The sequence below is a fragment of the Mammaliicoccus sp. RAM2 genome (genome assembly GCF_045897195.1).
Taxonomy (GTDB): Bacteria; Bacillota; Bacilli; order Staphylococcales; family Staphylococcaceae; genus Mammaliicoccus; species Mammaliicoccus sciuri.
The window spans coordinates 42,357-57,255 of the sequence record NZ_JBJNWI010000002.1 but is presented as its reverse complement, the minus strand read 5'-3'; the positions used below and the strand labels follow the sequence as shown (position 1 = coordinate 57,255).

Sequence of the window (14,899 nt, the reverse complement as noted above, 5' to 3'; positions counted from 1 at the left end):
AGTTAATAACCCGGGAGGCCTATTCATGTCTGATAAAGAATTAAACAAAATTAATAGCGCTAATAATGAAGAAGTGCTTACAATTGAACAAGTTAAGCACCAATTAATTGAACAAGGTAAAAAAGCAGGACATTTGAGTCACGAAGAAATTGCAGATAAATTGCAAAACTTCGAAATGGATCCAGATCAAATGGATGATTTCTTTGATTTAATTAATGAGAATGAAATCAATCTTATTAATGAAAAAGATTCAAGTGATACAAATGACAAACTAAATTTAAATGACTTAAGTGCTCCTCCAGGTGTTAAAATAAACGACCCAGTAAGAATGTACTTAAAAGAAATAGGACGCGTCAATTTATTAACTGCCCAAGAAGAAATCGAATTAGCTAAACGTATCGAGCAAGGTGATGAAATTGCGAAATCACGTCTTGCAGAAGCGAACTTAAGACTTGTTGTAAGTATCGCTAAACGTTATGTAGGTAGAGGTATGTTATTCCTTGACCTTATTCAAGAAGGTAATATGGGTCTAATTAAAGCCGTAGAAAAATTCGACTTTAATAAAGGTTTCAAATTCTCAACATATGCAACTTGGTGGATTCGTCAAGCAATCACTAGAGCGATTGCTGACCAAGCACGTACAATCCGTATCCCAGTTCATATGGTTGAAACAATCAATAAGTTGATTCGTGTTCAACGTCAATTACTTCAAGATTTAGGCAGAGATCCATCTCCTGAAGAAATTGGTGAAGAAATGGACTTACCACCTGAAAAAGTACGTGAAATTCTTAAAATTGCTCAAGAACCCGTATCATTAGAAACGCCTATTGGTGAAGAAGATGACAGTCACTTAGGCGACTTTATTGAAGATCAAGATGCACAAAGCCCATCAGATCACGCTGCATATGAATTACTTAAAGAACAATTAGAAGATGTATTAGACACATTAACAGATAGAGAAGAAAATGTATTAAGACTAAGATTTGGTCTTGATGATGGTAGAACAAGAACACTTGAAGAAGTCGGAAAAGTATTTGGTGTTACTAGAGAACGTATTCGTCAAATAGAAGCGAAGGCATTACGCAAGTTAAGACATCCATCTAGAAGTAAGCGTTTGAAAGATTTTATGGATTAAACATGAAAAGTTTATATTAATCCCAAAAAGCCTTTGACAATGCCTTGTTTTAATATAAAATATAATTGTATGAAGGTTTAACAAAAGGGAGGTTGTATGAATGAATCGTAATCCTGTTATCCCGTTTATTCTGATTTTACTACTCGGTGTAGGGTTAATATTCTTCATGTCAGCACATGGTGCTAACAAAGAGGAAGAAAAAGAAGGCGGTGGTGGTGCTAAAACTGAAAAGTTTGATGCAGCTACATTCGCTAAGGACAATTGTACAAGTTGTCATGGACAAAATCTTGAAGGTGGAATGGGACCTAAATTAGCTGGAAGCAAAAAAGGTGCCGATGAAATGAAAAAAATCATTCGTAATGGTAAAGGATCAATGCCTGCACATGACGAAGCTACTATTTCAAATAAAGATTTAGACACACTTGTCAAGTACTTAAAAGATGGCGCTAAATAACACAAAAAAATCTTTTGCTATTGCAAAAGATTTTTTTAATGAAAGGGAAAAATAATGATCCAAATCAATAAACGTTTAATGAAGGTAAGTGAATATTTAAATCATCATAAATTAGCAGACATCGGTTCCGATCATGCATATTTACCTATATACGCAATTCAAAATGGATTAATTAAAGAAGCGATTGCTGGAGAAGTTGTAAAAGGACCTTTTCTAGCAGCTCAAAAAAACACTAAATTATATGGTATGAATGAACTTATAGAAGTTAAACTGGGTGACGGTTTAGAAGTAGTAGACGATACAATTGATGCTATTACGATTTGTGGCATGGGTGGTCCATTAATTGCACAAATTATTGAAGAAGGAAAGCATAAGTTAACAGGGCATCCTGATTTAATTTTACAAGCAAATATTCATGCGTTACCTATTAGAAAAGTATTACAAAGCATTGGTTATCAAATCGTTGATGAACAATTAATAAAAGATAAAAAACATATATATGAAATCATAGTTGCTAAAAAAGGTGAGATGGACCTAAATGAATTAGAATTAAAATTTGGTCCTAAATTATTAGCCAATAAAAATGATTTATTCCATGAAAAATGGCAAAGAGAATTAGAATCACTTAATAAAATTAGTAAACAATTAGAACATCATGAGGATAAAAATAGGTATAAAGAAATTAATCAACAAATACTTCAAATAAAAGAGGTGCTTTAATGATTATTCAAGAGCTATTGCAAGAAATAGATAAACAAGTTCCATTTTCTACGAGTGAATCTTGGGATAATGTTGGTTTATTAATTGGTACAGAAAAAAGTGAAGTGAACGGTGTATTAACAACATTAGATTGTACGTTAGAAGTTCTAGATGAAGCCATTCAAAACAATATCAATACAATAATTGCACATCATCCACTTATTTTTAAAGGTGTTAAAAATATTACGGATAAAAGCTACGGTCCTATTATTCGTAAATTGATACAAAATGATATCAATTTGATAGCACTTCATACAAATCTTGATGTACATCCTAAAGGTGTTAGTTACATGATTGGGCAACAAATAGGATTAGACAATATGAAAGTATTAGAAGAAAAACAAGAGTCATATTATAAAGTACAAATATTCCTACTTGATCAAGATGTTGAAACTATGAAAGCTGCATTTAATGAACATCATTTAGCACAAACTGAAGAATACAGCGAAGTATTTTTCCAGTCTCAAGGTAAAGGTCAATTTAAACCTAGTGCATCAGCAAATCCACATCTTGGACAAGCTGATAAAACTGAAACGGTTTATGAAACGAAACTAGAATTAATGGTTGATGAGAAAGATTTAGCACTTGCTAAAGAACTGATTATTCAAACACATCCTTATGAAGAACCCGTTTATGATTTCATCAAAATGTCGAGATCGTCTTCTGTAGGTTTAGGAATAATCGGGGAATTAAATGAAACGCAATCAGTAAATGAATTTGTGCAAAACTATAAAGAAAAGCTCGCTATTCCAGCAGTTAGATTTATAGGAGACCAATCAGCGCAAATTAAACGCATCGCAATTGTTGGTGGTGCTGGTATTGAATATGCAAATTTAGCTAAGGCACAACAAGCTGATTTATTTATTACTGGAGACGTTAAACATCATGAAGCATTAGATGCACTAATGGATGGTATAAATATTTTAGATGTTAATCATTATAGTGAGTATGTTATGAAAGAAGGATTAAAGTCATTATTAGAAGAATGGACAAATGGAAAGATTAAAGTGTTAACATCTTCTATTAATACAGATCCTTATCAATATATGTAAAAAACTGCCGAGTGAATTCGGCAGTTTTTTTAGTCCATTATTTTTACAGGTTTGGGCTTTTTAATTTTAGGTAATATTTTTTCAACAGGTACATTACTTGTTAAGTTTGCGTCACGTATTTCTGTCGGGTCATAATTTTTAATATAATCTATGACTTCTTTAACGATAGGCGTTGGTGTTGAAGCACCTGCTGTAACAGCTACACTTTCAATATCTTGTAGCCATTCTAATTTTAATTCACTCAAATCAGCGATTCGATATGCGTTAGTATGTGCGATTTCTTTAGATACTTGGGCTAATCTATTTGAATTATTACTTTTAGGATCACCAACGACAATGAGTAAATCTGCTTGATCTGCTTGTGTGGCAACAGCTTCTTGTCTAACTTGTGTTGCTAAACAAATTTCTTCATGTACTTCAATATGAGGATATTTTACTTTTAATTCATCAATAAGATGTTTCACATCCCATTGTGACATAGTTGTTTGATTCGTTACGATGAGTTTTTGGTTCAATAATTCTTCCGGCAAGGCATCGATATCTTCTAAAGTCTGAACGAGATGTACGATATCAGGTGCCACACCAACTGCGCCTTCAGGTTCGGGATGTCCTTTTTTACCAATATAAATAACGTGATAACCATTTGATTTAACTTCACGTATTAACTGATGCGTATTATCAACATCTGGACATGTCGCATCTATACAAACCAATCCTTTTTCTTTAGCACGTCTTTTGACTTCAGGGGATACACCATGCGCAGTAAATATAACGGTACCTTCATCAATTTGTTCTAAGATCTTTAATCTGTTCGGACCATCTAACGTAATAATACCATCAGATTCAAAGGCATCAGTCACATGTTTATTATGAACAATCATGCCAAGTATATAAATGGGTCTTGGAAGTGAGTTATCTAAAGACGCATTTCTAGCAATAACCATAGCGTCTACAACACCGTAACAATAGCCTCTAGGGGTAATCTTTATAATTTCCATAAATTGCCCTCCTTATTAATGTCTATTATAACAACACACAAGTCTTAAAGAAACTAAATAAAAATTCAAAATAAATCTTTTAGCCTATCATAAAGTGCGCATTTACTATATAATGTATGAAGTGAAAAAGAAACGAGGAGGGTCGCTTATGTCTAAGCATCCGTTTGAACATTTTCAACTTGAAAATGAATTAGTAGAGGCCGTTAAAGATTTACATTTTAACCAGCCAACAGAAATACAGCGAAGAGTTATACCCAAAATTAAAAAAGGATCTAATATAATAGGACAATCTCAAACTGGTACAGGGAAATCACACGCATTTCTACTACCGTTATTTGATAAAATTGACGTAGATATAAAAGAACCACAAGTGATTATTTTGGCACCAACAAGAGAATTAGCAAAGCAATTATATGATGCAGCTTCACATTTAACGCAATTCAAAAAAGGTGTGAAAGTTAACTTATACATTGGTGGAACAGATAAATCAAGAGATATTGATAAATCTAAAAATACACCACATGTTGTTGTAGGTACGCCGAATAGAATTGATGATATGGCTGTAGAGCGTGCTTTAGATTTACATCTAGCGAAGTCAGTTGTTATTGATGAAGCAGATTTAATGATTGATTTAGGATTTATGCCTAAAGTAGATAGTATTGCGAGTAGATTAGATGAAAACGCACAAATTTCAGTATTTAGTGCAACAATTCCTAAAGCGTTACATCCATTCTTAAATAAATATTTAAGCAATCCTGAATTTGTTGAAATTGAAACAGCATCATCTAATAAAGACAATATCGACTTTTACTTAATACCAACTAAAGGTGTTGAGAAAAAAGAAAAAGTCTTAAAAGTTATGAATGTGATTAATCCTTATTTAGCAATTATATTTGCTAATAGCCGTGATAGAGCAGATGAATTAGTTGCGTATTTATCAGAAGAAGGCTATAAAGTTGGGGTTATCCATGGTGGGTTAACACCTAGAGAAAGAACACAACAAATGAAGCGTATTAAACAATTAGACTTTGAGTTTGTTGTCGCAAGTGATTTAGCATCACGTGGTATTGATATTGAAGGCGTAAGTCACGTTATCAACTATGATTTACCTAAAGAAATAGATTTCTTTACACATAGAGTTGGTCGTACAGGTCGTGGTGATTATAAAGGTATCGCAATAACTTTATATACACCTGATGAAGATGATTTAATTACACAAATTGAGAAACATAATTACAAGTTTAAACATGTCGATATTAAAAACGATGAATTTGTAGAAATTAAAGATCGTCAAAAACGTACAAAACGTGTTAAAAAAGAAGATAATATTGAAAAGTCATTAAAACAAAAAATTAAAAGAAACAATAAAAATAAAGTAAAACCTGGCTATAAGAAGAAATTCAAACGAGAATTAGATGAGTTGAAATTTAAAGAAAAGAAAGCTCATTCTAAGAGAACTAAAAGACAAAGTAGAAAAGGATAGGTGTCAAATATGTTAATTGGATCACACGTTTCAATGAGTGGTAAGAAGATGCTATTACAAGCAGCAGAAGAAGCGGCAAGTTATAATGCTTCTACATTTATGATTTATACAGGTGCTCCACAAAACACAAGACGTAAAAAGATTGAAGATTTAAATATTGAAAATGGTAAAACAGCAATGAAAGAATATGGTTTATCTAACATTGTTGTGCATGCACCATATATCATCAATATTGCAAATACAACTAAACCAGAAGTATTTAACTTAGGTGTTGAATTCTTACAATCAGAAATTGAACGTACTGAAGCATTAGGTGCTAAAGATATCGTACTTCATCCAGGTGCGCATGTTGGTGCCGGTGAAGAAAAAGGTATTCAAAAAATTATTGAAGGTTTAAATGAAGTATTAACAAATAATAATGATGTGCGTATCGCATTGGAAACAATGGCAGGTAAAGGTTCTGAATGTGGTAAAACATTCGAAGAACTTGCTCAAATCATTGATGGTGTAAACCATAATGAAAGATTATCTGTATGTTTCGATACTTGTCATACAAATGATGCTGGTTACAACGTTAAAGAAGACTTTGATGGCGTATTAAATGAGTTTGATAAAATCGTTGGTATCGATCGTATTAAAGTACTTCACGTAAACGACAGTAAAAATCCACAAGGTGCCAGAAAAGATAGACATGAAAATATTGGCTTTGGATCAATTGGTTATGATGCATTGCACTATATTGTTCATCATGATGCATTTAAAGAAGTACCTAAAATTTTAGAAACACCATATGTTGGTGATGACAAAAAGAATAAAAAACCACCATATAAATATGAAATCGAAATGATTAAAAATGGTACATTCGATCCAGATTTAAAAGATAAAATCTTTAATCAATAATGTTATTTAAGGATGCTAATTCAATTAGCATTCTTTTTTTGTTCGTAAACATTACTATTTACATTTTTTCATATTCATTGTATAGTATTCTATTGACGAGGTGATGAAGATGGAAAAAGAAACACCGATTTTCGAGTTAAAAGATATCAGTTATAGCTATCCAAATAAATTGGCACTCAGCCATATTAATATACAAATTTATAAAGGAGATTTCTTGGCAATAGTTGGTCCAAATGGCTCTGGGAAATCGACTTTACTGAAATTGATATTAGGCTTATTACCTTTACAAAAAGGTGATATCTTAATAAGTGGTAAAAAAATTAATCAATATAAATCTTGGGAAAAAATTAGTTATGTATCACAAAAATCCAACGCTTTTAGTTCTGGTTTTCCAGCGACAGTGAAAGAAGTTGTCATGAGTGGCTTAACTAAAAATAAAAGTCTTTTTAAATGGTTTAATAAAGAAGATGCTGCACAAGTAGATGCAATATTAGAAAGATTAAATATAAGTGATCTTAAGAATGAGAATATTGCACAGTTGTCAGGTGGTCAACAGCAAAGGTCGTTTATTGCTAGAGCTTTAATTTCTAAGCCGAGTATTTTAATATTAGATGAACCTACTGTAGGTATTGATGCAAGACATGTTTCTGAATTTTACCAATTACTGACGCAATTAAAACAAGAAGGGATTACAATCATTCTTGTAACGCATGATATTGGTGTTGTAGCCGATACGGCAAGTAAAGTAGCTTGCTTAAATCAACATATACATTTCCATGGTACAAGTGAGTCGTTTAAATCATTAGATGAAGTCTCAATATCTAAAATCTATGGACATCCCGTGCAATTTGTTGATCATCAACATGATCGTGACTGTTGTGCAAATGAAGAAGTGGAAGAATTAGTACAAAGTTAAAGATGAATATATAGATTTTAAATAAGGAGATTGGATATGTCAGTTGAAACGAGAGATAGATTTATACTCCTAAACGAAGGAGTGTTATATAGTGATTGATGCGTTTTTAAATTTTGATTTTATAAGATACTCATTTATAAGTGGTATCTTAGTAGGATTGATTGCACCTTTAATAGGGGCATTTATTGTAGTTAGAAGGTTATCACTTATTGCTGATGCTTTAAGTCATGTGACGCTAGGTGGTATATCAATGGGGCTGTTCTTAATGAGTGTTAGTCCATTGTTTGCTACTATAAATCCGATATGGTTTGGTATCATTTTTTCAATAGCAGGTGCATTATTAATAGAACAATTAAGAACTGAATATAAACATTACCAAGAAATCGCTATTCCAATTATTATGAGTGGTGGAATTGGTATTAGTGTTATATTTATTTCTTTAGCAAACGGATTTAATCAAGATTTATTTGGATATTTATTCGGTTCAATTAGTGCCGTAAATTTAAGTGATTTATTTACAATTATCATCATTACAATAATTGTTTTAATCTTTGTTATGTTATTGTACAAATCATTATTTGTATTATCATTCGATGAAGAATACTCAAAAGTGATTGGCATGCCAAAATGGATCCAATTACTATTTATTGTCATTGTTGCACTTGTTATTTCAGCTTCAATGAGAGTCGTTGGCATTTTATTAGTTAGTAGTTTAATGACATTGCCAGTCGCTACAAGCATGAGATTAGCTAAAGGGTTCAAACAGTTAATCGCATTAAGTATTTTATTCGGTGAAATCTCAGTAGTACTAGGATTGATATTGTCCTTCTATTTGAATATTTCACCAGGAGGTATTATAGTTGGAATATTGATTATAGAATTACTTGCTAGCATAGCGTACAGTAAAGTATTGATAAAAAAAGGAGGCTATCATCTTGAAAGTAGAGGAAGCCATTCAAATATTGAAAAATGATGGACATAAATACACAAATAAACGCCGTGATATCATATCATTGTTTGTAGATGAAGATAAATACATCACAGCTAAATATATTCAAGAAGCATTGAAAGACGATTATACAGGATTATCTTTCGATACAATTTATCGTAATTTATACTTATTTAAAGACTTAAATATTATCGAAAGCACTGAAATAGATGGCGAAATGAAATTTAGAATTGCATGTCAAAGTCATCATCATCATCATTTTATTTGTGAATCATGTGGCACAACAAAAGTAATAGACTTTTGCCCAATGGATTCAATTAAACAACAATTACCAAATGTAGAAATAGCATCACATAAATTAGAAGTATACGGTAAATGTGAACAATGTAAAACAGTATAAGATGAGAAAAATGGTAGCTCCTCGAGTTACCATTTTTTTATTTGTAGGGAAACAGCTAGTATTGAATGTACGCTAACGATCAAGATCCTGAAACAAGATCGTTAGCTGGCAACTTAATTTTACAATATACAAAAAACCTGGTCCATCTCACATATGGACCAGGTTCTAACTAAATTCTATTAAGTAACGTTGATACTTCATGCCAATTTTTAATTCTATATATACCATTCTGTAAATCTTTTTGGTTATATGGTGTGTCAAACAGGAAAACAGGGATATTTAAATAATGATTGATATCTTCTGCGTTATCTAATTTATCTTCAAAGAAAATATCGATATTCTGTTCTTTTGTTACTTCTAATTTATTATGACTTCCTGTTAATGTAATTTGATCAAATGGTATATGATGTGATTGAAACCATTCTTTCGTAATATCTTCTAAATAATGATGTCTTGCACTTATATAATAGAGTTCGTAGTCATCTTTTAATTGATTCAAAATGTCTTTTGCACCTTCTGCAACAGGTGAGTATTGGTATATATGTGATTCATTGCTTTTAAACCAACTCAACATTTCTTCTTCTTTACAGTTTAAGACATTTGCTAAATTGTATTCTGTAATATCTTCATATTTAAGTTGTTGATTAAAATCTCTTTGTAAATAGGGTACAAATGTTTTTGGACATGTAACTGTGCCGTCTATATCTATACCTAATCTTGGCTTTTGATTCATAAAAATTCACCTTTTTATTTTATGCTTTTTGAGCTTCTTTATTTTGTTCCATTTCAATTGCTAATTTATCAATTTCTTTTTTTAATTCTTCGACCATTGTTTTTTCAGGTACTTTGCGAACGGTTTTACCTTTCATAAACAGTAATCCTTCACCACGAGCACCAGCAATGCCGATATCTGCTTCTCTTGCTTCACCAGGACCGTTAACTGCACAACCAAGTACAGCTACTTTTAATGGGATTTGAAGGTTTGAAATATATTCTTCTACTTCATTTGCTATCGATATTAAATCGATTTCAATTCGTCCACATGTAGGACAAGCAATTAATGTAGCAGCATTACTGGCTAATCCAAATGCTTTAAGCAAAGATTTCGCTACTTTAACTTCTTCAACTGGATCAGCTGATAAAGAAATTCGACAAGTATTGCCAATACCTAAACTAAGTATAGCACCTAATCCTGCAGACGATTTAACTGTTCCATTAAATAGGGTGCCACTTTCAGTTATACCTAAATGCAGTGGGTAGTCAAAAGCTTGAGCTGCTTTCGTGTATGCCTCTATAGCTAAATTTACGTCACTTGCTTTCATTGATACGATAATGTCATGAAAATCTAAATCTTCGAGTATTTTTATATGGTGCAATGCACTTTCGACCATACCATCAGCAGTAGGATAGCCATATTTTTTAATAATATGTTTTTCTAATGAACCAGCATTAACTCCAATTCGAATAGGAATACCTTTTTCTTTACACGCTTTGACAACTGCTTCAACTTTTTCACGTCTACCTATGTTCCCTGGATTGATTCGAATCTTATCTGCGCCATTTTCAATAGCAATTAAAGCTAATTTGTAATTGAAATGAATATCTACAACTAATGGAATATTAATTTGTGCTTTGATATCTTTAATTGCATATGCGTCTTCTTCATTTGGGCAAGCTACTCTAACAATTTGACAACCAGCTTCTTCTAATCGTTTAATTTCAGCTACAGTTGCATCAACATCATATGTTTTTGTAGTCGTCATACTTTGAATGATAACTTCATCTGAACCACCAATCGTTAAATCCCCAACTTTAACAGGTCTCGTTTTCGTGCGATGAATAATTTCTGACATGATAAGACTCCTTTGTTTAAATTTGCTAATCTTTACGCTTTAGCAGATCTTTTTCCTTTAGGTAAATACATAGCAATCATAACAATGCTTAAAATGATTATACACCATGAAGCAATTATTAATAAAGGAATCAGTGTAATCATTCCAAATAATAGTACTAAAGTCGGAAGCGTTATCACAAACGTCATCATTTTGAACCAAGTCATAAAGCGAGACTTTCTTCGTAAAATAATTCCCAATAAATGTCCAGCAAATGCCAGAATTCCAATTTTTATAGATAAGCTTAAGAATTGAATGAATAATAGAAAGACAACAATCAAACTTAAATAAAAATATTTAGAATCATTAATCGTTTCAATGAACTTTATTAAATCATCTTGATCGGTAACAAGAGAGGATACGGAACCATAGCTAATTTCTGTGTAGTCACTATAATTTGATATTTCAATATGATTTGGTTTAAACACGATTAAATGATGATCTTTCATCGCGAAATCATTAGATTTAGTAAATTCTATCGTTTGATGATTATTTAATTTGATAGATTTATCTTGGGATAAAATCATTTTGTTATAATCTATTTTAAAATCAGGAATCTCTGTCACTTCATCATTGACTAACGTTGATAAATTCTGAGTGATTTGTATGTATTGAATAGAATTTGGTATGATTAATATCAAACTTAATAATAATATATGAAGGAATATGTACCTTAACTTCGTAATTCTAAACATTGGATACTTACTAGGATGCTTAAATAACCTTTTAAGCTCATTTATATACTGCATAAATTCACCTCTTCTTCACTTAATAATAATGTTAAAAAACACCTGTTGCAAGGCGATACATAAGAATTAAAAATTTTTTGATTATTTATTAAACAAATTATTTGTTATAAAACTTTAATCTTGATAAGATAGGTATGTAAAACAAATGAGGAGGATGATTTTTTATGGCTTTTGAATTACCAAAATTACCATATGCGTATGATGCATTAGAACCACACATCGATAAAGAAACTATGGAGATTCATCATACGAAACACCATAACACTTATGTAACAAAATTAAATGATGCAGTGAAAGGTACAGATTTAGAAAGCAAATCTATTGAAGATATTGTTAAAAACTTAAACTCTGTTCCTGATGATATCCGTACTGCAGTTCAAAACAATGGTGGCGGACATTATAATCATTCATTATTCTGGGAACTATTAACTCCAAACGCTTCTGAGCCTTCAGGAGAAGTTGTAGATGCAATTAGTTCTACATTTGGTTCATTAGACAAATTCAAAGAAGAATTTGCAGCTGCAGCAGCTGGCCGTTTTGGTTCAGGATGGGCATGGTTAGTTGTAGATAATGGCCAATTAGCGATTGTTTCAACTCCAAACCAAGATAACCCAATTTCAGAAGGTAAACTTCCAATTTTAGGTTTAGATGTTTGGGAACATGCTTACTACTTAAACTACCAAAACAGACGCCCAGATTATATTAATGCATTCTGGAACGTTGTAAATTGGGATAAAGTAAACGAATTATACCAAGCTGCAAAATAATTCGTCTTTAAATTTGGATGACTGATTTATAAGACAATCATCCTAATGGGGTGGAGGAATGAAATCTTTTTATTTAAACGAGATTTCAGCTCCGCTCTTTTTTTATAAAAATTTACCTATATCAATAGCAATGTAAGTCATAATAATATATGATGAGATTATTATAATAGAGTTAAAAAGGTAGGTTTAGTTGTTGAAACGAGTAAAAAAGAAATCAAAAGAAGAAGCATTTCGCCTATTAATGAATAAACGCGTAAGCCTAATATTGGCCGTTGTCGTGATTTTATTCTCTGTGCTCATTATGAGGTTAGGTTATTTACAAATTGTAAAAGGCGGAGAATACAAGCGAACGATAGATAGTACAGAATCGATTACAGTTAATGAATCGGTGCCAAGAGGCCGTATTTATGATAGAAATGGTAAAGTTTTAGTAGACAACGAGTCTAAAAAGGCAATTACATACACGAGAGATAGAAGAACAAGCCAAGATGATATTTTAAAAATCGCTGAAAAACTATCTCACTTAATAAAGATGGATATTTCAAACATTACAGAACGTGATAAGCAGGATTTTTGGATATTGAGAAATCAAGATGAAGTTCATAAGTTAATGAAAGATGAACAAGCTTTATTCTCTGATGGCAATATTAGTCAAGATGATTATGATAAAGCGTTATACGACAAAGTAACATCTAAATATACAGATAAATTATCAAAAAAGGATTTGCAAATCCTTGCGATATTTAGAGAAATGAATTCTGGATCTCAACTGAGCCCTGTTGTTATAAAAAATGAAGGTGTTAAAAATGATGAGTATGCAGCAGTATCTCAACACTTATCAGAACTACCTGGCGTTAATACAACAATGGACTGGGAAAGACGTTATCCTTATGGTGACACGTTAAGAACTTTATTCGGAAATGTTTCAAGTAAAGAAGAAGGATTACCTAAAGAGTTAGTGAATGACTATCTTGCTAAAGGGTATTCTAGAAATGATAGAGTCGGTAAATCTTACTTAGAATATCAATATGAAGATATTTTAAAAGGCTCTAAGAAGAAAATGAAATATGTCACTGATAAATCTGGGAAAATAACAAGTTCTGAAGTTATTTCACAAGGTTCACGTGGTAACGATTTAGTGTTAACTATCGATATAGACTTACAGAAAAAAGTTGAAGAATATATTGATAAGCACATTGAATCATTAAGAAGCAAAGGCGCTACAGATATGGACAGAGTTATGGTTGTTGTCCAAGATCCTAGAAATGGTGATGTATTAGCAATGGCCGGACGTGATATTGACAAAAATGGTAAGATTACTGATAACCATATTGGTAACTTCACTAGTCAATATACAGTTGGTTCATCTGTTAAAGGTGCAACATTACTTACTGGTTATCAAAACGGCGTATTAAATGTTGGCGATACAATGGTCGATGAACCATTAAAATTTAGTGGTGGTTTAACAAAACGATCATACTTTAACCAAAATGGCAGAAAAACAATTACTGATGATGAAGCATTAATGCATTCATCAAACGTCTTTATGTACAAGACAGCATTGTTATTAGCTGGATCTCCATATAGTAGTGGCATGTCACTACCATCTGATGTTGAACAAGCAGGTATTAAATTACGTAAAGGTTTAAATCAAGTTGGTTTAGGTGTTAAAACAGGTATTGATTTACCAAATGAATCAGCTGGACAAATTGAACCCATTAAAGATAACCCAGGTAACTACATTGATTTAGCAATTGGACAATTTGATACTTATACACCTATACAACTATCACAATATGTCGCTACTATTGCGAACGATGGGTATAGATTGAAACCACATTTAGCGAAAGAAATTAGAAACTCTACAAATGAAGATTCGCTTGGACCTATTAAAAAGACATTTAAAGGTGAAGTGATGAATAAGGTTAATAATAGTGATAAAGAAATAAAACAAGTACAAAAAGGTTTCGATATGGCGTTTAATAAACCAGAAGGAACAGGGTATACAAGTTTTAATAAAACGGTCGTACGATCAGCTGGTAAAACAGGTACAGCAGAAGTATTTAAAGATGGTAAACCAAAAGTAAATTCAACATATATTGGATATGCACCTGCTAAGAATCCTGAATTATCATTCTCAATCACTTATACAAATCAACCCGTACCAGAACCATGGTTACCAGGTGGGGATTTAGGTAGAGATATTATTAACTATTATTTTAAAGATAGAAAATAACTCAATATAAAGATTGAATCAATATAACATCTCATTTTACTGATTAATTCAGTAGAAATGAGGTGTTATTTTTTATGTGTGAATTTATTTTTGAATAATTTGAGATTTAGTGAAGTACATAGATTACGATTTTGTTTGTGCATGTTTGCCTAGGGTATGGCTTGAGCCTGTAGTCCCTCGCTCATACGATTCCCTCAGGCGTCAGCACT

Annotated in this window: 15 protein-coding genes; 11 read left to right on the top strand and 4 right to left on the bottom strand. The window is 31.9% G+C overall.

The genetic code is table 11. From position 1 onward, the window contains the following. Window positions 1-25: 25 nt before the first annotated feature. The 4 genes from rpoD to ACJTHF_RS03465 all read left to right on the top strand — a co-directional run bounded on the left by rpoD (window position 26) and on the right by ACJTHF_RS03465 (window position 3,400). Window positions 26-1,135, top strand: coding sequence for an RNA polymerase sigma factor RpoD (gene rpoD, locus ACJTHF_RS03480; RefSeq protein WP_048539697.1), 1,110 nt, complete (start codon window positions 26-28; stop codon window positions 1,133-1,135). A gap of 100 nt (window positions 1,136-1,235) precedes the next feature. Then, entirely contained in the window at window positions 1,236-1,589 is a 354-nt protein-coding gene (locus ACJTHF_RS03475; protein ID WP_048539698.1) for a c-type cytochrome, read from the top strand. Window positions 1,590-1,643: 54 nt separating this feature from the next. Beyond that, on the top strand, window positions 1,644-2,309 hold the full coding sequence (locus ACJTHF_RS03470; protein WP_048539699.1) for a tRNA (adenine(22)-N(1))-methyltransferase: 666 nt from the start codon (window positions 1,644-1,646) through the stop codon (window positions 2,307-2,309). Further along, window positions 2,309-3,400: a Nif3-like dinuclear metal center hexameric protein gene (locus ACJTHF_RS03465; RefSeq protein WP_078355848.1), complete on the top strand. Its 1,092-nt coding sequence runs from the start codon at window positions 2,309-2,311 to the stop codon at window positions 3,398-3,400. Before ACJTHF_RS03470 ends, ACJTHF_RS03465 begins: the two co-directional genes overlap by 1 nt. Window positions 3,401-3,429: 29 nt before the next feature. Here the strand turns inward: ACJTHF_RS03465 and ACJTHF_RS03460 are convergent, their stop codons facing one another. Then, window positions 3,430-4,398, bottom strand: a complete 969-nt coding sequence (locus ACJTHF_RS03460) for a 4-hydroxy-3-methylbut-2-enyl diphosphate reductase (RefSeq protein ID WP_058592293.1) — start codon at window positions 4,396-4,398, stop codon at window positions 3,430-3,432. Between the two features lie 148 nt (window positions 4,399-4,546). Here ACJTHF_RS03460 and ACJTHF_RS03455 point away from each other — a divergent pair, with 148 nt between their 5' ends. From ACJTHF_RS03455 to ACJTHF_RS03435, 5 genes are all read left to right on the top strand, one after another. Continuing rightward, a complete protein-coding gene (locus tag ACJTHF_RS03455; protein ID WP_058592294.1) occupies window positions 4,547-5,881 on the top strand; it encodes a DEAD/DEAH box helicase in 1,335 nt (444 codons plus the stop codon). 9 nt (window positions 5,882-5,890) lie between these two features. Further along, window positions 5,891-6,781, top strand: a complete 891-nt coding sequence (locus ACJTHF_RS03450) for a deoxyribonuclease IV (RefSeq protein ID WP_058592295.1) — start codon at window positions 5,891-5,893, stop codon at window positions 6,779-6,781. A gap of 109 nt (window positions 6,782-6,890) precedes the next feature. Further along, window positions 6,891-7,697, top strand: a complete 807-nt coding sequence (locus ACJTHF_RS03445; protein WP_078355847.1) for a metal ABC transporter ATP-binding protein — start codon at window positions 6,891-6,893, stop codon at window positions 7,695-7,697. Between the two features lie 91 nt (window positions 7,698-7,788). Then, complete coding sequence (locus ACJTHF_RS03440; protein WP_078355846.1) at window positions 7,789-8,670, top strand: metal ABC transporter permease; 882 nt, start codon at window positions 7,789-7,791, stop codon at window positions 8,668-8,670. Continuing rightward, the gene (locus ACJTHF_RS03435; RefSeq protein WP_048539706.1) at window positions 8,633-9,046 is read left to right on the top strand and encodes a Fur family transcriptional regulator; all 414 of its coding nucleotides are present in this window, start codon (window positions 8,633-8,635) and stop codon (window positions 9,044-9,046) included. Before ACJTHF_RS03440 ends, ACJTHF_RS03435 begins: the two co-directional genes overlap by 38 nt. A gap of 169 nt (window positions 9,047-9,215) precedes the next feature. Here the strand turns inward: ACJTHF_RS03435 and ACJTHF_RS03430 are convergent, their stop codons facing one another. The 3 genes from ACJTHF_RS03430 to ACJTHF_RS03420 are packed head-to-tail and all read right to left on the bottom strand — an operon-like array spanning window position 9,216 to window position 11,687. Beyond that, window positions 9,216-9,779 carry a 5' nucleotidase, NT5C type gene (locus ACJTHF_RS03430; protein WP_078355845.1) on the bottom strand — a complete coding sequence of 188 codons (564 nt, stop codon included), beginning with the start codon at window positions 9,777-9,779 and terminating at the stop codon, window positions 9,216-9,218. 19 nt (window positions 9,780-9,798) lie between these two features. Continuing rightward, on the bottom strand, window positions 9,799-10,899 hold the full coding sequence (ispG, locus tag ACJTHF_RS03425; protein WP_048539708.1) for a flavodoxin-dependent (E)-4-hydroxy-3-methylbut-2-enyl-diphosphate synthase: 1,101 nt from the start codon (window positions 10,897-10,899) through the stop codon (window positions 9,799-9,801). Window positions 10,900-10,931: 32 nt separating this feature from the next. After that, window positions 10,932-11,687 carry a DUF1189 family protein gene (locus ACJTHF_RS03420; RefSeq protein WP_078355844.1) on the bottom strand — a complete coding sequence of 252 codons (756 nt, stop codon included), beginning with the start codon at window positions 11,685-11,687 and terminating at the stop codon, window positions 10,932-10,934. Window positions 11,688-11,851: 164 nt separating this feature from the next. Between ACJTHF_RS03420 and ACJTHF_RS03415 the strand changes: the two genes are divergently transcribed. Both ACJTHF_RS03415 and ACJTHF_RS03410 read left to right on the top strand, forming a co-directional pair. Further along, a complete protein-coding gene (locus tag ACJTHF_RS03415) occupies window positions 11,852-12,454 on the top strand; it encodes a superoxide dismutase (RefSeq protein ID WP_048539710.1) in 603 nt (200 codons plus the stop codon). 190 nt (window positions 12,455-12,644) lie between these two features. Then, window positions 12,645-14,690 carry a peptidoglycan D,D-transpeptidase FtsI family protein gene (locus ACJTHF_RS03410; RefSeq protein ID WP_078355843.1) on the top strand — a complete coding sequence of 682 codons (2,046 nt, stop codon included), beginning with the start codon at window positions 12,645-12,647 and terminating at the stop codon, window positions 14,688-14,690. Window positions 14,691-14,899: the final 209 nt, after the last annotated feature.